Annotated in this window: 16 protein-coding genes and 1 other RNA gene; 14 read left to right on the plus strand and 3 right to left on the minus strand. The window is 51.9% G+C overall.

The annotated features are described in order from the left end of the window. Positions 1-126: 126 nt before the first annotated feature. Positions 127-276, plus strand: coding sequence for a hypothetical protein (locus MUB23_RS03490; protein WP_244798857.1), 150 nt, complete (start codon positions 127-129; stop codon positions 274-276). Here MUB23_RS03490 and MUB23_RS03495 read toward each other — a convergent pair. Further along, positions 266-574, minus strand: a complete 309-nt coding sequence (locus tag MUB23_RS03495; RefSeq protein ID WP_244798858.1) for a hypothetical protein — start codon at positions 572-574, stop codon at positions 266-268. The two genes, MUB23_RS03490 and MUB23_RS03495, sit on opposite strands and share 11 nt — an antisense overlap. Before the next feature lie 200 nt (positions 575-774). Between MUB23_RS03495 and MUB23_RS03500 the strand changes: the two genes are divergently transcribed. Beyond that, positions 775-918: a hypothetical protein gene (locus MUB23_RS03500; protein ID WP_244798860.1), complete on the plus strand. Its 144-nt coding sequence runs from the start codon at positions 775-777 to the stop codon at positions 916-918. Between the two features lie 167 nt (positions 919-1,085). Here the strand turns inward: MUB23_RS03500 and MUB23_RS03505 are convergent, their stop codons facing one another. Continuing rightward, positions 1,086-1,298 carry a chorion class high-cysteine HCB protein 13 gene (locus MUB23_RS03505; protein WP_244798862.1) on the minus strand — a complete coding sequence of 71 codons (213 nt, stop codon included), beginning with the start codon at positions 1,296-1,298 and terminating at the stop codon, positions 1,086-1,088. Between the two features lie 223 nt (positions 1,299-1,521). On the opposite strand from MUB23_RS03505, the gene MUB23_RS03510 reads away from it, so the two are divergent. From MUB23_RS03510 to ssrA, 4 genes are all read left to right on the plus strand, one after another. Continuing rightward, entirely contained in the window at positions 1,522-6,348 is a 4,827-nt protein-coding gene (locus MUB23_RS03510; RefSeq protein ID WP_244798863.1) for a hypothetical protein, read from the plus strand. Beyond that, positions 6,345-7,319 (plus strand): lactate dehydrogenase, encoded by a 975-nt coding sequence (locus MUB23_RS03515; RefSeq protein ID WP_244798865.1) that lies wholly within the window; start codon positions 6,345-6,347, stop codon positions 7,317-7,319. Before MUB23_RS03510 ends, MUB23_RS03515 begins: the two co-directional genes overlap by 4 nt. After that, on the plus strand, positions 7,316-8,413 hold the full coding sequence (locus MUB23_RS03520; RefSeq protein WP_244798872.1) for a flavodoxin family protein: 1,098 nt from the start codon (positions 7,316-7,318) through the stop codon (positions 8,411-8,413). Before MUB23_RS03515 ends, MUB23_RS03520 begins: the two co-directional genes overlap by 4 nt. A gap of 49 nt (positions 8,414-8,462) precedes the next feature. Further along, positions 8,463-8,812: a transfer-messenger RNA gene (gene ssrA, locus MUB23_RS03525) on the plus strand. A gap of 46 nt (positions 8,813-8,858) precedes the next feature. Here the strand turns inward: ssrA and MUB23_RS03530 are convergent. After that, complete coding sequence (locus MUB23_RS03530; protein WP_244798874.1) at positions 8,859-10,067, minus strand: radical SAM protein; 1,209 nt, start codon at positions 10,065-10,067, stop codon at positions 8,859-8,861. Between the two features lie 380 nt (positions 10,068-10,447). Between MUB23_RS03530 and MUB23_RS03535 the strand changes: the two genes are divergently transcribed. From MUB23_RS03535 to MUB23_RS03570, 8 genes are all read left to right on the plus strand, one after another. Beyond that, positions 10,448-10,924, plus strand: a complete 477-nt coding sequence (locus MUB23_RS03535; protein ID WP_244798876.1) for a TRAP transporter small permease — start codon at positions 10,448-10,450, stop codon at positions 10,922-10,924. Further along, positions 10,921-12,240 carry a TRAP transporter large permease gene (locus tag MUB23_RS03540; protein ID WP_244798877.1) on the plus strand — a complete coding sequence of 440 codons (1,320 nt, stop codon included), beginning with the start codon at positions 10,921-10,923 and terminating at the stop codon, positions 12,238-12,240. The genes MUB23_RS03535 and MUB23_RS03540 overlap by 4 nt, the downstream gene beginning before the upstream one ends. 229 nt (positions 12,241-12,469) lie before the next feature. Continuing rightward, positions 12,470-13,336, plus strand: coding sequence for a hypothetical protein (locus MUB23_RS03545; protein WP_244798878.1), 867 nt, complete (start codon positions 12,470-12,472; stop codon positions 13,334-13,336). A gap of 129 nt (positions 13,337-13,465) precedes the next feature. After that, entirely contained in the window at positions 13,466-14,617 is a 1,152-nt protein-coding gene (locus tag MUB23_RS03550; protein ID WP_244798879.1) for a PTS transporter subunit IIC, read from the plus strand. Positions 14,618-14,650: 33 nt separating this feature from the next. Beyond that, positions 14,651-15,679 carry an FAD:protein FMN transferase gene (locus tag MUB23_RS03555; RefSeq protein WP_244798880.1) on the plus strand — a complete coding sequence of 343 codons (1,029 nt, stop codon included), beginning with the start codon at positions 14,651-14,653 and terminating at the stop codon, positions 15,677-15,679. 79 nt (positions 15,680-15,758) lie between these two features. Beyond that, positions 15,759-17,024, plus strand: coding sequence for an alanine/glycine:cation symporter family protein (locus tag MUB23_RS03560; protein ID WP_244798881.1), 1,266 nt, complete (start codon positions 15,759-15,761; stop codon positions 17,022-17,024). Positions 17,025-17,037: 13 nt separating this feature from the next. Continuing rightward, positions 17,038-17,337, plus strand: coding sequence for a Dabb family protein (locus tag MUB23_RS03565; RefSeq protein ID WP_244798882.1), 300 nt, complete (start codon positions 17,038-17,040; stop codon positions 17,335-17,337). A gap of 174 nt (positions 17,338-17,511) precedes the next feature. Beyond that, a complete protein-coding gene (locus MUB23_RS03570) occupies positions 17,512-17,727 on the plus strand; it encodes an alpha/beta-type small acid-soluble spore protein (protein WP_244798883.1) in 216 nt (71 codons plus the stop codon). Positions 17,728-17,771: the final 44 nt, after the last annotated feature.

Raw genomic sequence — 17,771 nt, forward strand, 5'->3', positions numbered from 1 at the left:
TTTGTCCGAGTATGCCCGAAGAAGAGCGTCTCCGGAAATGTGCGCATGGCTGCGGCAAGCGCCGGTCTGCGCAGGCATTTCCGGAAACAGGTGGCTTTCAGCCATAGAATAAATAGGAGGTTGTTGATGGAAAAAGTTTATCAGTCCATGAAATCCGCAGGTATTTTTAATCTTGTCATGGGAATTGCCACGATTCTTTTCGGAGCGATTGCAGGCAGTTTTGCCATCGTACACGGGGCAAAGCTTCTGCGCCGGAAAAACGAGATCACTTTTTAGGTTTGTTCTTCATGGCAATCATGCGGGAAATGTTCCGGATCATATCAATTTTCGACTTTTCCTCCGGTGACATTTTCTGGGACAGCACCTGAAGAATCATGTCGGTCTCGCTGTCGCTGAAGTCCATTCCACTTTGTTCGGACGAGGAAGAAAGCCCCATCAAAAACGGCATCATGGAATTCTTGTCCTTGCCGTTTGCTTCCGACATCATTTTCATCAGATACTGCATTTTGTCGGCGCTGATATTTTTCAGGGATGGGTCGTTCTGCCAATTATTATTGTTATCATTATCACTCATTGTCCTTCACCTCTTACGCTTTTGTTTCCAATATATGCAAGGACCTACCGGGAAGATTCCCATATACTGATAGGGAAGACGGATTTTAGGAAAACCGCCTGTATACTTTATGATGAAACGAAACACAGCCGGCCGGCAGTGTTTCGTTTCCTATTTGCCGTGAAGGAGGAGCCCGTATCAAACGTTAGGAGGGAAGTATCATGAGAACAAAATTGATGATTGACGGCAATGCCGTATACGAAGTGGAAGAAGAGTGCCTGCGCCGGAAAAAACAGGCCGAGCAAAAACCTGCCCCGGCGGGCGGCAACCGGTTCCGGGAGGGAAATCAGCCGCATAGAAGGTGAAAAATAGCTGCAAAGCAGCGCAAAAGACGATTACGGCCACGGGATTCCAAATAAAGAATCCCGTGGTTTTTTATTCGACAGATAATTCCTCCGCGCAAAGGAAAAAAGAGGACGCCGATTGGCGTCCTCCTCTTTTCAATATTTGTCGGCTAAAATACAAGCGATTCTTAGAATCCGCCGCCGCAGCAGCACATAATCAGCAGGATCCAAAGGATGCTGTCGCAGCCACAGCCGCCGTTGTTACCGCAGCCATCGCCAGAATTTCCCCAGCCGCCGCCGCAGCAGCAAAGCAGAAGGATCAAAAAGATTACGTTGCTCCCGCCAAGACCACAACCAGAATTGCATCCGCCACCACAGTTCGTCGCTGTTAAATCACTCATTGTATGAAACCTCCAGGGTTTTTAATTTTTATATTGTATCCTATGAGGCGGGCTTGCCCTTGTTTCCGAAACTTTATGGGCTGTTTTTTTCACTTGTAAAGATGGGAGGATTCCTGGTATACTATACCCATCGGGCAATCTGCCGAATTCAGCTTCTATTTGGCGGATTTGTCTGATCAATAGCTGGCTGCGCCGGAAGGGGCAAAAAGAAAGGGGACGTCGGATGAACCGGAATTGGATTCGGAAAATCCAGGAAGCACTGGAACAGAAGCTAACGGAAGAGGAGCTTTTGCATTTATTTGGTCTGAGCCGCACGGAGATGCTGAAATTGCTGCGGTCGTCGCATGTCCGCCAGGAGATTCGAAATTTGGCGGAGATGCCGCAATATTCCTGCGCCTCGATCCTGGCGTTATGCCGGGAGGGAATGGAGATTCTGGCTCCGGAGCCGCCGGGCGGCTGGCTTCCGCTGCTTTATCTTCACGGAAAGCACCTGCTTTATCCGGATAATTTTCCAGAAGTTTTAAAAGCCAGCCAGATGCCGGCAGCCCGGTTTTATCTGGAGGTTTTACGGATTTTTCTGGAGGATGAGCCGGTTTCCCGCGGCTTTTCTCCGATTCTCCATTTTCATAAAGTGGAAAAAAATGAGCTGGCAACCACGGACAATCCCATCGAACACCGGACCTTTTTGGAAGTCTGCCGGAAGACATGGCTCTTTGAATTCATGCGAATTGGAGCGGAGGTGACGCCGTTCCAGACATTGGGACATATCGCAGGCGTTCATTATACAGCCATGCACGTGGCCAGGCAATTATCCGCGCTTGGCATTGAGATTGATCTGCCTTTGATTTCGGCGGCGGCCATCGGACATGATATCGGGAAATTTGGCTGTAAGGAGAAGGAAAACAGCCGCGTGCCCTATCTTCACTACTATTATACGGATCTGTTTTTCAAAATGTATCAGATGCCGGTGATCGGGCATATTGCCGCCAATCACTCCACCTGGGACCTGGAGCTGGAAAATCTGTCCGTGGAATCGCTGGTTTTGATTTATGCGGATTTCCGCGTGAAGAGCATCCGCGAAAACGGAAAAGAACAAATCGTATTTTATTCCCTGGCGGATTCTTTTGACATTATCCTGAATAAGCTGGATAATGTGGATGAAGCTAAACGGGAGCGCTACCGCCGTGTTTATGATAAGCTTGCCGATTTTGAAGAGTATATGAGATCTCTTGGCGTGTGCACGGATCTGGACCGGACGGCGGAAAAGCGGCTTCCCCAGACGGATACGGCCCTTTTGTACGGCGAGCAGATTGTCCAGGCCTATAAATGGGAGGCGATCGCCCACAACATCCGCCTGATGCACGTGTTGAATGTGGAGAAGACCTTTGCCAATATCCTGGAAGTGGCCCGAAGCGAGAAAGATTGGAAGAACATCCGTTCTTATCTGAATATATTCCAGGAATATTATACCTACACCAATCCAAAACAAAAACTTTTAATCATCTCGCTTCTCTACGAGCTTTTGATGCACCGGGAGGGGGACATCCGCTCCCAGGCGGCAAGGCTGATGGGGCAGCTGATCATTGCCTATGATACCGAGTACCGAAAAGAAATCCCGGACGGCTGGCGCGCTTTCCTTCAGGAGAGCTCCAGTCTGGAGCTGTTCCGGAAATATTTCAACATTGTGCTGGTGCCGGATCATAAGCTGACCGAACAGCACCGGCGCTGGATGATGCACCGGATGGAAGATTTGGTGGAGGTGGCGCTGCGCGCGGCTAAGCCGAGCCGGAGGCGGGCCTATTTGGAAATCGTGTTGGAGGCATACCGCGATTTTGAACGGGACGATTTTACGGCGTTTACGATGATCAACGCCGTTCAGAAGCTGCCTTTCTCTCTGTGCGGAGAGGAAGATTTCCGAATTGTGTTTGCCTTCGTGGAGCATTTTGCAGAGCGAAAGAGTACGGAGATTCAGGTGGCGGTACTCCGGCTGGCTTATTTTTGCCTGAACCGGGAGCAGGTGCGCCCCTCGGTCCGCGGCTGCTGTGAGCGTCTGTTCCGGCGTGTGCCGGCGCGCTCCGTGGTCAGTATCCAGTATCTGCGGTATCAGATTGGTAAGCTTTTAGGCCTGGAGCGGGCGGAGTTAACCATCTTGGAGGAGTTTTCGTTCCGAAAAGGGGTGATTTCTGAGACCTTTTTGGAAAACCTGAAGACGGCGACGCCTTGGATCTGCAAAGAAGTCAACATTGAGTTTCTGCTCTATCTGATTCAGAAAGGCCGAAACAATCAGCCGCTGCATTCCACGACCCATCTGGGAAACCTGCTGATGGTCAGCGACTGCGACGATGTGAGGCACAGCGCCGGCCGCGCGCTGGTGGAAATGTCTGCTTATATTTCCAGAGACCAGTGCAATGAAGTCACGGTGGAGCTGTTCCAGGGACTGGAAAACGGGGGCAGCCAGTTTTCGAAGGATATTCCGGCGTATCTGGCGGAGCTGATTTTAAGACTCCAGCCGGAGGAGGTGGAAGAACAAATTTTGGCCCTGGAGCAGATGGTGATTCAGAACAATGAACAGGTGGCCTGCGCGGCATTGGATACCTTGGGGCATCTGGTTCAGAATTACCCGGCTTACCGGGAACGGTTCCATGAGACGAAGCGAGTCTATCAAAACCGCCTGGGACGGATCTTAGGGCTACTGCTTAAGGGCATGGCCAACTACCATGAGCGGGTTGCTCAGGAAGCGGTTTATGTCCTGGGAGAATATCTGTTCGGCTCCCCGCTTTTGAGTGTGGATGAAAAAAGCCAGGTGTTCCGCTTCCTAGCCAAAAAGGCCCTACATATTGTAAAGGACCAGCCGGAAAATCTTCTGAGCTTTTTAATTCATGCGGCTGCGCTCAATCAGATTTACCGTTTCCTTTCCGACTACCTGTTTCGATATGGAAGTTTTCATATGGCGGAGAATGAAAAGGTGGCTTTTTTCCCAGGCACCTTTGATCCTTTCTCTTTGAGCCATAAGGGAATCGTGCAGGAAATCCGGGATCTGGGATATGAAGTATACCTTGCGATTGATGAATTCTCCTGGTCGAAAAAGACGCAGCCGAAACTGGTCTGCCGGAAGATTGCGGCAATGTCAGTGGCGGACGACAACGGGGTGTTTTTATTCCCGGATGACATTCCAATTAATATCGCCAATGAAGAGGATTTGAAACTGCTTCGGGAGCTGTTTCCGGGGAAGAATTTGTCCATTGTGGTCGGAAGCGATGTGGTATCCAATGCTTCTGCCTATAAGAAACCGCCAAGTGAGTTTTCGATTCACCAGTTTCCTCACATTGTGTTCCGCAGGAATATGGGGGACGAGCAGCAGCGGATCGAATATCCGGAGATTCTGGGGGGCGTGCAGCAGCTGTCCCTGCCGGTTTATCTGGAAGATATCAGTTCCACCAGAATCCGGGAGAGCATTGACCAGAACCGGGATATCTCCCAGCTGATCGATCCGGTGGTCCAAAGTTATATTTATGAGAACAGTTTGTACCTGAGAGAACCCCAGGATAAACCGGTGATCCGTTCCCAGGATTTGCGCTGCGAGGTCATCCACCGGCTGACCATTGACTTGGATCGTAAGTTAAACGGAGGGCGTCCGAGGCGAAGATCGGATAAACGGCACCCGAACGAGATGGCGGTGGTTCTCTGGGATGACGCAGGAGGCCATGAGCCCTTGGCATTCTGCCGTCTGCGGCCGATCTTGCTTCGGGAAATCATGGATGAATTCGGAGATCTGGCTTTGGCCACCAAAATCCGGGAATTTGCCAGCGGAAAACTGGTCCTGATTACGGAAATTCATTCCCTGGTGGAGAAGCGGACGTCCCTTTTGAGTCAGTGGATTTTGACAGAAGCGTTGGCGTACGCCTTGTCCGAAGAATATACGTATTGTATTTACCACGGAACCGGAGGAAAGGATAGCCGGACGGAGGAGCTTTTAAAAAGGCAGGGCTTCCGCCGGATGGAGCATATGGGAAACGATCTGGTTATGGCGGCCGCGCTCTATGCGCCGACCACTCTGACCGATAATATTGAGACCGTGTTAAAGGATCCGTTCCAGCGGAATCCCAACGTGATGGAGGTGGTGTTCCGCGCTCATCGCCGGATGCAGGAAGCCCTGACGGAATTCCGGCCGGGCCATCTGGTGCTGTCTTTCGATTCCCGTGTTATGTATCATCGGATGATTGATAAAATCACCGACGCCAACGGGGTCCCCAATGTGCCGGCGATTCCTCCGCAGCTGGGGGACAAAATGTGCGTCCCTTTCGGTAAGATGTTCCGCAACTCCGTGGCGCCGAATACGGTGACAAAGGCTCTTTATACCGAGCGTGTCTTCCATGAAAACATGGATGGCTTTACGATCCAGGAATATCCGAATTATTCGTCGCTTCAGACGCAGATTAAGACGATCCGTTCCTTCCGCCGCGATATCATTCTGGTGGACGATCTGCTCCATAAAGGATACCGTCTCCGGGAGCTGGTGCCCTTGCTGCGAAAAGCGGATCTGCATATTGACCGGATTTTGGTCGGAATTTTGACCGCGCGGGGCCGGGACTTGGCGCAGGCCAACGGACTGAATGCAGACAGTGTGTATTTTATTCCCAATGTGCATTCCTGGCTGGTGGAGTCGACGATGTATCCGTTCATCGGCGGCGATAGTGTTGCGGGGAGCAGCAGCAATCCGTCGGGTCTTCTGCCTTCAGTGAATCTGATCCTCCCCTATGTGGCGCCCATCTTTTTGATGAGGGATTCCCGGGAAGCGGCATACCGCCTGTCCCTCGTGTGCCTGGAAAATGCCAGGGATATTCTGCGGGTGCTGGAGGAAGAATATCAGCAGGAATTCGGCCGGAACCTGACGCTAAACCGTCTCAGCGAGGCCATTCTCTCCCCGACCTGCCCGGATAAGGGAAAGCATGTGTACTATGACGGAAATCTACCGGCGTCCAGTTATGTGGAAAACGATATCCGGCAGCTTGTGCGTCTGAGAAATATCACCTGGGAGGAAAAAGTATGAAACGGTTGAGCGATCTGTTCCGTCCCGGCTGCGGCGAAGATTTCTTTCAAATCGGCGGCCCGGAATACTTCCGGTTTATGGAAAAAAAGAAAAAACGCCTCCATCTGTTTGCCCTGGGAGATGTGGGGGGAACGCTTTTGATGGGGCTGAAATTGTTGGGCGGGGATTCGCTGTCTGAAATCGGCATCTATGATATCCGGGATCCGATGGCAGCCCGCTGGGAGATCGAGATGAATCAGGTCCGGGAGGGGGACGGCAGCCGCCGTTTCCCTCCGGTTCGTGTGTTGCAAAGAACGGAATTGTTTGATTGTGATGTCTTTTTGTTCTGCGCTTCCCTCGGCGTGCCTCCGGTGGGAGCGGATGTAGGGGACGTGCGGATGGCCCAGTACCAGGCCAATGCTGGGTTGATGCGGGAAATCGCAGGCGAGGCGGCGGACAGCGGATTTTCCGGGCTGTTTGCCGTGGTTTCCGACCCGGTGGATCCGCTGTGCCGGACGGCTGCCGCGGCAGGGCTGGCGGCGGAGCAGGTCAAAGGCTTTGGTCTCGGCGTCATGAATGCGCGCGCCGCTTATTTTGCAGAGCGCGATCCCCGTTTTTCCTCGTATTTGACGGAGGGCGCCATTTTTGGTCCTCATGGAGAGGATCTGGTCGTCGCCAACAGTCTTTCCTCTTATGATGATACCCTTTCAAAAGAGCTGACGTCTCTTGCGGTATCCGCCAATTTGGAAGTGCGGAAATTGGGCTATAAGCCTTATCTGGCCCCGGCGCTTTCATCCGGAGCGCTTTCGATTCTGGCGGCTGTGGAGGGGCGGGCGCAATTCAGCTCCACCTCTTTCGGCGGGGTATTCTTCGGTTCCAGGAACCGGCTGACTGAGAAGGGAATTCTGGTGGAAAATCCGTTTTTACCGGAGCCGTTGTTTGACCGGCTTATGACGGCTTATCGGAATTTAAAGGAGATGAACTGCCTATGAACCGGATCGAAATTATCTGTCCGGCGGAGCGGCCGGAAGCCGTATCTCCCCGCCTGCGGGATATATTGCGGCGCGCGCTGCGGCCGGACGGCAATTATACCTGGCGGTTTCGGGCGGAAGAGCTGGAACAGATTACCGGTTCCCGCCTTTTGTTTGTGATCTCCTTGGATGAGGCGGGCATGAATCTCGAATACACCAGGATGCTTGCCAAAATTCGCCTATGCCCCCAGCTGTTTGAAGGCGCGGTGGGCGGAGTGATCGTGGACGGCGTGCATGAAATCTATACAAAAAGCACGGCCAGGGATCTGGTCTTTGCAGCCAATCAAGCGGGCTGCGCTTTTCCTGGTAAATCCTTGGTGGAGGCCACCGGATCCCTGCAGAATTTTCGGATTCAGGCCAGGAACCGGGGGGTGGACTGGACGGAGGCCTATCGTTTGGCTGTGAAGGAGCTGGCGGAGAATATCTGTTCATACCGGGCTCCCCGGTATGACAAGCCGAACCTTTTGGTGCTCCACGCCAGCCATTTTCATACGTCCAATACCTGGACCTTTTGGGAGATGGTAAAGCCGGGGCTTGCCGGAGTTGAGGTGAAGGAGATTTCGCTGAGGAACGGAAAGATCTTTGACTGCACGGGCTGCCCTTATAAGATGTGCATGCACTTCAGTGAGAAAGGCAGCTGTTATTACGGCGGATCCATGGTGGAGGAGGTTTACCCGGCCATTCAGGAATGCAGCGGCCTTCTTTTGCTCTGTCCCAATTACAATGATGCGGTCAGCGCAAATATCGCGGCTTTTATCAACCGCCTGACTTCGCTGTTCCGAAAAAAACCTTTTTATGAAAAGTATATGTTCGGGATTGTGGTATCCGGGTACAGCGGCGGGGATATCGTGGCCAGCCAGCTGATCAGCGGCCTGAATATGAACAAGGCCTTCCTCCTGCCTCCCCGGTTTGCCGTGCTGGAGACAGCCAATGAGCCGGGCAGTATCCGCGAGATTCCGGGAATCGAAGAGAGGGCGTCGCATTTTGCGGCCCATATCTGCAAGGTCCTGGCGGGGATGGAAGCGGAACCGGATCACGGGCACTTGACAAAATAGTTTTTTTTCTATATAATATAGCAGACTACTAACTTTTCGTTAAAAACCAGGGGTTGTACTGGTTTCGACGGGGGTTTAGAAGCTCAGATAGCCATCCGCGGACCGTGACCGCGTATCAAAACGGAAAACCTAAATATAAACGCAGACGATCAGTTAGCGTACGCAGCCTAAGTGCTGCTGTCGGACTTCGGTTGCTCACATCCGGAATCACCGGCATCATGAACTGTGAGGCACTGTTTCCCCTAAGCTTTGCCGGGAAATAAGTATTGATGAAGCTACTAAAGGGAAGAGCCTGCTGCCGGGCGCTTTCTGGAGGGAATGAAAAAGCGGTGGCTGTGATGGGAGAAGTCTAAGTGGAAGGGCCTTCGGACAGGGGTTCGATTCCCCTCAGCTCCATAAAAAACCGGCGCGGATGCGCCGGTTTTTTGTTTCTTTCCAATGATATTCAGCGGGCCTCCGCCCAAAGCCGGATATCCCGTTCGACACATACGTTCAGACCACATTTTCCGGCCGGTTTCAGATCATATTTGATGTAAAGTTCTGCAAACATTTCTTTGACTGCCCGATAGTAATCCACATCCGGCGTTTTCATAGAACCCATAACCGGTTTCCCAAAGGGCATCCAGATGGACGCACTTGGAATGATTCCTCTCTCAGCCAGGTAAGTCGCGCCTTCCCGGAGGGTATCCAAAGGTTCCAGTCCAATAATAAAATTGGAAAAGGCTTTGCCTGGTCCATATTTTTCTGCGATATAGGTAAGGGCATCCAAATGCCTTTGCTTTGTTGTGAATTCCCGTTTGCCAGGAGTAATAACGGTAGCACGCTGATCGTCCCAGACCTCTAGACTGCATGCGATCCGGTCGGCTCCCAATGCAAAATATCGGTCGATTACATCCTGTTTATCCGGAGGCGTAATATAGAGGAGAATTTCTCCTTTGATGTTTTGTCTCCCAACTTGGTTATCCAAGGCAGTTAGATAGCGGGTAATATGTTCTTCTTCCGCCTTTGCCTGGAAGGTAGAACCGCCGGTTACCTGGATACTGTCTACTCCGTCGTTTTCTATCGCATATTTCACTACTTCCGCCACATCCTCGGGAGATGGGATAAACGGCATTTTTTTCTTCTTTTGGGCCAGGGCTTCGTATTGCCCTCCGGAAAAACAATACTGACAAGATTTCCCAGCTATCGCATATTCACAGGGCCAGAGGCATTGAAAGGCAACCCAGTCGCAGCCCTGGAGCACTGCATTCCCGGAAAAAGGCATGCCGGAAGACGTTTTCTGCTGATAAAATTTGGTTCCCGGCAAAAAATGCACAGGACACACTTGTTCTTTCTGATAAAAAAGAATCGGATCTTCGCCTTCCAGAGAAATCCGGAAATCTGTCGTCATGTCGTTCATATATTTGAACAGCTTCAGATTATCCCAGGAAAACATAGAAGACAGCGTGCTTAAATGAAACCCCAAATCGGTCGCCATGACAATGGTTTCATCCGGAAGTTTCAAACAGTTGCAGGTTAAAGCATTGGGATAGATTCGGTAATCCCTCCCCAATTTTTTATAAACATCTTGGTCGATTTTCAGTCCGCGGCTGATGAGCAGACACTTCAATTCCACTGAGTCTACGTCGAACTGTGCAAAACGATATCGCTCCATCTCGATTTCCTCCTTAGACAGGCGCTTCTGATATTTGGTTCTTCATTTGCCGGATTTTACCTATTGTTATAAATCATACCATAAACTATATTTTTTTTCTATCTTTTAGAGCGGAAAATAAAAAGGCTGAAATGCCAATAGCTCAAGACAGACATTTTAAAATAGTATGAACTAATAGGATAGGGCAATCACATTTGATCCGATTCCCCATGAATGAAATGAAAGAGATGTTAATTTTATAAACACTTCTTTTAATCATATCTTTTCTGTAAAAATCAAACTTGACAAACATCTTGTTATCTCACTATACTAATCCCCGTTCTGCGCTGCGGCCGGTTTCGACAGGCTTTGCCTCGCGGATGAAGAAAGGAGATCCTAAGATGAATCAGAAGAAAGATTTTCTGAACGGAATGGAAACCAATTTGATGATGATCATGATTCTCATTGCCTCCGTGCTTACGCTCGGAACCTTCCTGTTCCAGTTTTTTGCCCCCGGCCTGGTGGAAGTCACCAGGCAGCTTTCCTTTTATGCCTATGGATGGACTGTATTCCTTGGGCTGGCCCCTGCGGTCAAAAAAGGCGCATTCTTAAAGGTTGATATACTTGTGGCCAAATATCCGGAAGGGCTGCGGAAGGCGATTAACATCCTCTGCCAGCTGATCCTGTTTATTCTGATGGCTGCTTTGTGCTATTATAGCTTCCGGCTGACCGTGCGCGCTGTCGCCGGCGGCCAACAGAATGCAGCGGCTGCGATTCCTCTGGCCGTCATCTATGCGGCGCCGGTGCTTGGCTATTTTTTGGGGGCGCTGGAGTTTGTCCGGAAACGATTGGAAAGAAAGGGGGAGAGTGACAGATGATCCCGATTTTTCTGATTGTTTTCTTTGGTTTTATGCTGATTGCTGGCCTGCCGATCGCAGGCGCGATCCTCCTGTCTGCATTTATGATTCCTTTGCTGATGGGAAGCGGGGCGCCTCTGGAATTTTTGGCTATTGCAGAAAAAACGGTCACCGGCGCGGTCGCCAACAATACCGGACTGACGATCGTTTTGTTCATGGTGGCCGGAGAGTTTATGGCGAGAGGCAAGCTGACGGAGAAAATCTTCGACACCTTCTCCTATTTCTTTGGCAAGAAAAAAGGATTCATGCCGATTGTTTCCATTGTGACCTGTATGTTTTACGGGGCGATATCCGGTTCCGGCCCGGCGACGACGGCTGCTGTGGGAAGCATGTGCTATCCGGTATTGGTAGCCATGGGCTATGACAAGATTTTCAGCGCCTCCATTCTGGTTTCCGCCGGCTGCCTGGGAATGGTTATACCGCCCAGCGTCCCTCTGACCGGCGTCTCCGCGTTGACCGGAGGGATGGATCTGGTCGCCCTTTACAAGATTGCAGCCGTTGCCGGCGTGGCTGCCGGGATTCTCCTGATCGCTTACGCCTACCTTCACTGCCTGAAACATGGAAACGGAAATCAGGCGGTGATCAATCAGACCGTGAATGAACTGCGTCAGAGAAAGTTCGGCTCCCTGCTGAAGGAAAGCATCTGGGCGCTGCTGACTCCGATTTTAATTTTAGGGAGCATTTTCTCCGGGATTGCAGACACGGCGCAGGCGGCTGTGCTTTCTCTGGTCTATTCCATTTTCGTCAGTATTTTCATCTATAAAACCATCCGGCCCCAGGAGGTGCTGCCGATGTTCCGGCAGTGTATCGTCAACGCGGCGCCGCTCTGTTTTGTTCTGGCGGTTGCCAGCGTGTTTTCCGCGGCCATGTCTGCGCTGGAAATTCCGGCGAAGCTGGCGGAAACGTTCCTTTCCTCCGGAATTTCCGGAAGTGTTTTGATTTTGCTGATTTTGGCGTTCATGCTGATCCTGGGCGCTTTTATGGACGCGGGCGGGGCAATGTCGATTATTGTGCCCTTGGTTTATCCTGTGCTGGTATCCTATGGCATGGATCCTTACACCTGCTGCGTCGCCATCATTATCTGCCAGGCGGTCGGTCTCTGCTCCCCGCTTTGCGGGTTGTGTTTGTTCGTGATGAGCCCGATTGCCGGATGCACCATCGGACAGCTGGGAAAGAAGGTGATCCCGCTCAGCGGCCTGTTGGTCCTCGTCGCCGTAATCGTGGCTCTTTTGCCGGGATTGTTTGGCTGGGCTACGTCCGGGGCGATCATTCCTTGATCCGGGAGCGCTTGACGAAACGCCTCTTTCCTTGTATAATTCCCTTAGCTGTGCATGTTGCATTTTCTTGATGCGGAAAGCGAGAGAACGCGGCATCAATCTGCAAAATTAAGAAATCACTAAGATTTTCTTCCGTGAATATCCTATTCCGATTGCTATGATGTTGATATCGAATTCAGAAAGGTTGGAATTTCGGATGCGAAAGATGGGATGGAGTTATATTCTTGTCATGGCAATGTTACTTCTGATCGGCTGCGGCAGCAAAGGGCAGGCGGTGGAAGAACCTGCCACGATGGAGATCCCCAGTACGGAGGCCAGAACGGAAGAAGATCCCAGCGCTTCCTCGTCCGCAGTTGTGCAGACGACGGAGGCGGAGCCCAAGGACCCGGTTTATACCGGTTTAATCAAAGAGATCATCGTACCCTGTGAATACGATTTGGATGGAAATGGAACCGTGGAGACGATAAACTATCAGGTCACAGATCCGGATGGAAAGAGCTTTGACCTGAAAATCGGGGATGCGGAAATTGAAGGCAGCGGAGATAAGCTGACCGGAAAAATCTATGCGATGAGTATTGACGGAAGCTCTCTTCAGATTTTACTGGAAGACCGGAATTCCAATGCGGATGATTATTCTCATGTATATGTGTACCAGCAGGACGAGCTGGAGCCAGCCGGGGTGCTGAACGGGGAGGTATCCTCCTACCGCGTGCATCCGCAAGGACGGTTGGTGACGGCGATCGGAAGCAGCGAAGTCTTTCAGAGTTTTTATTTGGAGAAGGACTTCACCCTGGAAAACGGCGTTCTCGTCGAAATCGCCAGGGATTTCTACCCAATGGGAAATGAAGTGACAGCCCGAAAAGCCATCACTCTGTCCGGCAGTAAGGCAGGGGTGGCTTATACCATGACGGTGAAAGCCGGCAGCCGGCTGGTGGTCCTAGGGACGGACAACCAGCAGTGGGTCTGCCTGCAGGACATCGAGACCGGGGAAATCGGCTGGCTTCAGGTTCCGCAAGGGGAGTTCGGTCAAATCCTGGTGGACGGCAAATCCGAATCTGCCCAGGACTATTTTGACGGACTGTATTATTTCGGGTGAGCCGTCGCGCTCGCTCGAAAGACCAAATGCTTTTATGGCATTTGACCCCACGGGCAGTTGCCAAGACCAAGCCTGCTTGGTTTTGGTTCGTTGTCTTCGTGAGAGTAAACAGGAAGCGGGTGCAAAATTATGGAGAATCAGGAAAATCAGAAGGGGTTTTCTGCCTTTCTGAGACGGAAAAACATTGTATTTTCAGCAAAACGATATGGCATTGACGCATTAGGGGCAATGGCCTTTGGGCTATTTGCCTCTTTGCTGATTGGGACCATCATCAAGACCATCGGCCAGAACATCGGGGATTCCACGATTGATCTGGCAGCGGCTTCTTCCGTCGGCGCACTGGATTACTTAGCGGTAAAGCTGGTTGCGATCGGCGGATTTGCCGTTTCCGTGACCGGCGCGGCGATGGCTGTAGCCATCGGGAACGCGCTGCAGGCGCCGCCATTGGTGCTGTTTTCCCTGGTGGCGGTAGGACAGGCCACCAATGATCTCGGCGGGGCAGGCGGACCGCTGGCGGTATTGATCATTACGATCATTGCCACGGAGGTCGGCAAGATGGTGTCGAAGGAGACGAAGATCGATATTCTGGTGACACCGTTTGTGACCATCGTGGTTGGCGTTGCCGCAGCGATGTTGGTCGCGCCTGCCATCGGGAAAGGCGCCAGCGCCGTGGGATCCGCGATTGTATGGGCCACGGAATTACAGCCGTTCTTTATGGGGATCATTGTCTCCGTGCTGGTGGGGATGGCTTTGACCCTTCCGATCAGTTCCGCGGCCATCTGTGCGACTTTTGGGCTGGTGGGTCTGGCAGGCGGCGCGGCGGTGGCCGGCTGCTGTGCTCAGATGGTCGGCTTTGCCGTGATGAGCTATCGGGAAAACGGGCTGGGCGGACTGGCTGCCCAAGGGCTTGGCACTTCGATGCTTCAGATCCCGAATATCTTGAAAAATTGGAAGATCTGGATTCCGCCCACGCTGGCCTCCGCGGTGACGGGGCCTCTGGCAACCTGTGTGTTTCGTTTGAAGATGAACGGAACGCCGGTGTCGGCAGGTACGGGAACCTGCGGGCTGGTCAGTCAGATCGGGATCATCACCGGCTGGACCAATCCTTCGGACCAGGCTTTGGCCCTCGGAGAACAAGCGATTGTTCCGGGAGCCATGGAGTGGGCTGGATTGCTGCTGATTTCATTCGTGCTGCCGGCGGTTTTAACTTGGCTGTTTGCCCTGCCGCTGCGAAAGAACGGATGGATTAAGGAAAACGATTTAAAATTGGATTTAGGCTGATCCGGCGGCGGACCGCCTGCAAGAAGGGACAATATGGAAAGACAAAAGAAGCGGCGGGGCCTCGTGGTCTGGCTCCTGTGCCTGACGCTGGTGACGGCAGCCTCCGGCTGTTCTCTGGGGAAGGATTATCAGGAGACTACGGTCTACGCGATGGATACGATTCTGACATTTCAATATTATGACACCGCTGACAGCAAAGTGGGGGATTTGTTCCGGGAAGAAGTGGATCGCGTTAACCTTTTGCTGTCGGCGACGGACCCCGGCAGCGAACTCTACCGTCTGAATGCTTCGGACGGCACGGTGTTTGAAGCCAGCGAGGAACTGTCGGATGTGATTTCCCGTTGTCTGACCGTGGCGGAAGAGACGGACGGAGCCTTGAACGTCGCACTCTATCCGGTAATCCAGGCATGGGGTTTTTCCACCGGCGATTACCACGTTCCCAACGGTGAGATCTTGAAGGATCTGATGAAGAAAATTGACTGGAAAGAAATCCGTCTGAATCAGAATCAGGTGGAGATTGCCACCGGCATGGCTCTCGATATGGGAGCTGTGGGAAAAGGGTATCTGACGGACCGGTGCGTGGAGATCCTGAAAAAAGAGAATATCTCCTCGGCGCTTCTGAAACTGGGCGGAAATATCTATGCCCACGGGAAAAAACAGGATGGCAACCCTTGGAAAGTCGGGATCCAGAAACCTTTCAGCGAGGAGCTTGCCGGATACTTGACTGCGGAAGATGAGGCGGTGGTGACCTCCGGCACCTATCAGCGGTATTTCGAGAAGGACGGGAAACGGTATCATCATATTATCGACAGCGAGACCGGGTATCCGGTGGACAACGGACTGGAGTCCGTGACGATCGTATCGAAGAGCGGTTTTCAGGCGGACGCCCTGTCCACAGCCTATTTTGTCATGGGGCTGGAATCTTCCATAGAAGCCTGGAAGCAAAATCCGGAGACCGGCGTTGTCTGGATCTTGGGCGACGGAACGCTTTATTACACGGAAAACCTGAAGGGGCGCTTTACTGCCGCCGACGGGGTGGAAAGCCATATCGTCCAAAGTTAAGGACAAAAACCAGAAAGAACGAATGAAGAGGACTCCTGCGTGCATAGGGTAAAGAGAACCTGTACGCGGGAGTTTTTTTATGCTGCTTTTGATTTTGGCCGCCGGGCTTTATTTTACCTGGGTGACCGGTGGATTTCAGCTTTTTCATTTTCCCCTCTGGATGCGGAAAACCTTAGGCACTTGTTTCAAAAAGAAGGAAGGAAACGGCAAGGACGGCGCGATGAGTCCCTGGCAGGCTTTATGCACCTCTCTGGCCGCGACCATAGGAACCGGGAATATCGTAGGTGTCGCCACAGCCCTGGCGGCGGGGGGACCGGGAACTTTGTTTTGGATGTGGATTTCTGCCTTTTTCGGCATGATGACTGCTTTTGCTGAAAAAGTGCTGGGACACGTCTATCGGAAGAAGAAACCGGACGGAAGCTTTCTCGGAGGCACGATGGTGACCATTGAACGGGGGCTTTCCAGTCGGCCGATGGGCCTGATTTACGCATTTCTCTGTATCCTGGTATCCTTTGGCATGGGTAATATGGCGCAGGCCAATTCGATCGCGCAGGCATTGGAGGGGACCTGGAACATTTCCCCGATGGTGACCGCGCCGTTTCTCGCGCTTCTGATCTGGTTTTGCTGCAAAGGCGGCGGAAAGCGGATCGGAGCGATCACCGGCGTATTGGTTCCGATCATGTCGTTGTTTTACATGGGCGGGGCGTTTTTGATCATCTGGCATTTTCATGATCAGTTAGGAGACGCGCTTCATCTGGTTTTGTCGGATGCCTTTTCCTGGCGGGCGATGACGGTGGGAATCGCCCGCGGCGTGTTCTCCAATGAAGCCGGTCTGGGAAGCTCGGTGATTGCCCATGCCCAGTCTACGGTGAAAGATCCGGTGGAGCAGGGCATGTGGGGGATTTTGGAGGTGTTTTTGGACACCATCGTCATGTGTACCGTGACCGGCCTGGTGCTCTTGGTTTCCGGTGTCTGGAACGGCGGGGCGGACGGCGCGGCCATGACCCTTTCGGCTTTCTCCACGGTGTTCGGCGGCTGGGGAAAAAGCATATTGGCTGTCAGCATTTTCTTTTTCGCCTTGTCCACACTGATTGGCTGGAGTTTTTTTGGACTGGAGTGTGTATCCTATCTCTGCGGGGAAAAAGGGAAAGGAATTTATCTGGCATTGTTTTTTGGCATGACGGTGGTCGGCTGCCTGGGAGAGCTTGCGGACATCTGGCGGATTGCGGATATCTGCAATGAGCTTTTGGCGATTCCTAATTTACTTTGTCTTTTCTTGCTCAGAAAGCAGGTGATCAGCTTGACCGGAACTTATTTGAGTGATAAACTGAGGAAAAAGCATTAGGGAGGTAAGCAACATGGTTCGTCATATTGTGTCCTGGAATTTTAAAGAGGAAATTCCGGAAGAAAAAAGAGCAGAAATCCGCGAGACGCTGGCGGCGGCGTTCCCGACACTGGTGGGGAAGATTCCCGGACTCTTAAACGTCTCGGTGGGCATGCCTCCTTTGGGGAGCAGCAACTGTGATCTGGCCCTGTACTGTGAGATGGAAGAAGAGAAAGATCTGGCCGTGTACCGCGATCACCCGGAGCATCAAAAAATTGCAAAAATTGTCCGCGCCAACTGCGAGGGGAGACGCTGCGTGGATCTCGAAGCATAAAAAGAAACGTAAAATCCATTCTGCAATAGGAAAAATGAGCTTCCAGGTTTTACCGGAAAATTGAAAAGAATTTCCAGTGTATTTCTTCTTGAAAAGAACATAATAGGAATGTACCTTACAAACACAGCCGCGGAAATGACAGCGGCAAAACGATGAATTATGGAGGTGTATACTATGTCTAACAATTCTACTGGAAGACTGGAAGTTCCCGAAGCAAAGGAAGCTCTGGACCGTTTTAAAATGGAAGTAGCCGATGAGCTTGGTGTACCGCTGACCAACGGTTACAACGGAAACCTGACTTCTTACCAGAACGGCAGCGTTGGCGGCTATATGGTTAAGAAGATGATCGAGGCGCAGGAGAAACAGATGTCCGGTAAATCCGGCCGCTAATCACAGCGCATTCGTAAAATGAAGAGAAACAGCCTCTCCACCCT

The organism is Cuneatibacter sp. NSJ-177, from assembly GCF_022867805.1.
GTDB lineage: Bacteria > Bacillota > Clostridia > Lachnospirales > Lachnospiraceae > Pseudolachnospira.

What these genes read in the sequence shown, in the direction of transcription:
- MUB23_RS03520 (WP_244798872.1), top strand. Translation starts at nt 7,316, where the DNA reads ATGAACCGGATCGAAATTATCTGTCCGGCGGAGCGGCCGGAAGCCGTA.
- MUB23_RS03500 (WP_244798860.1), top strand. Translation starts at nt 775, where the DNA reads ATGAGAACAAAATTGATGATTGACGGCAATGCCGTATACGAAGTGGAA.
- MUB23_RS03495 (WP_244798858.1), bottom strand. Translation starts at nt 574, where the DNA reads ATGAGTGATAATGATAACAATAATAATTGGCAGAACGACCCATCCCTG.
- MUB23_RS03505 (WP_244798862.1), bottom strand. Translation starts at nt 1,298, where the DNA reads ATGAGTGATTTAACAGCGACGAACTGTGGTGGCGGATGCAATTCTGGT.
- MUB23_RS03570 (WP_244798883.1), top strand. Translation starts at nt 17,512, where the DNA reads ATGTCTAACAATTCTACTGGAAGACTGGAAGTTCCCGAAGCAAAGGAA.
- MUB23_RS03535 (WP_244798876.1), top strand. Translation starts at nt 10,448, where the DNA reads ATGAATCAGAAGAAAGATTTTCTGAACGGAATGGAAACCAATTTGATG.
- MUB23_RS03550 (WP_244798879.1), top strand. Translation starts at nt 13,466, where the DNA reads ATGGAGAATCAGGAAAATCAGAAGGGGTTTTCTGCCTTTCTGAGACGG.
- MUB23_RS03530 (WP_244798874.1), bottom strand. Translation starts at nt 10,067, where the DNA reads ATGGAGCGATATCGTTTTGCACAGTTCGACGTAGACTCAGTGGAATTG.
- MUB23_RS03555 (WP_244798880.1), top strand. Translation starts at nt 14,651, where the DNA reads ATGGAAAGACAAAAGAAGCGGCGGGGCCTCGTGGTCTGGCTCCTGTGC.
- MUB23_RS03560 (WP_244798881.1), top strand. Translation starts at nt 15,759, where the DNA reads ATGCTGCTTTTGATTTTGGCCGCCGGGCTTTATTTTACCTGGGTGACC.
- MUB23_RS03540 (WP_244798877.1), top strand. Translation starts at nt 10,921, where the DNA reads ATGATCCCGATTTTTCTGATTGTTTTCTTTGGTTTTATGCTGATTGCT.
- MUB23_RS03515 (WP_244798865.1), top strand. Translation starts at nt 6,345, where the DNA reads ATGAAACGGTTGAGCGATCTGTTCCGTCCCGGCTGCGGCGAAGATTTC.
- MUB23_RS03545 (WP_244798878.1), top strand. Translation starts at nt 12,470, where the DNA reads ATGGCAATGTTACTTCTGATCGGCTGCGGCAGCAAAGGGCAGGCGGTG.
- MUB23_RS03565 (WP_244798882.1), top strand. Translation starts at nt 17,038, where the DNA reads ATGGTTCGTCATATTGTGTCCTGGAATTTTAAAGAGGAAATTCCGGAA.
- MUB23_RS03490 (WP_244798857.1), top strand. Translation starts at nt 127, where the DNA reads ATGGAAAAAGTTTATCAGTCCATGAAATCCGCAGGTATTTTTAATCTT.
- MUB23_RS03510 (WP_244798863.1), top strand. Translation starts at nt 1,522, where the DNA reads ATGAACCGGAATTGGATTCGGAAAATCCAGGAAGCACTGGAACAGAAG.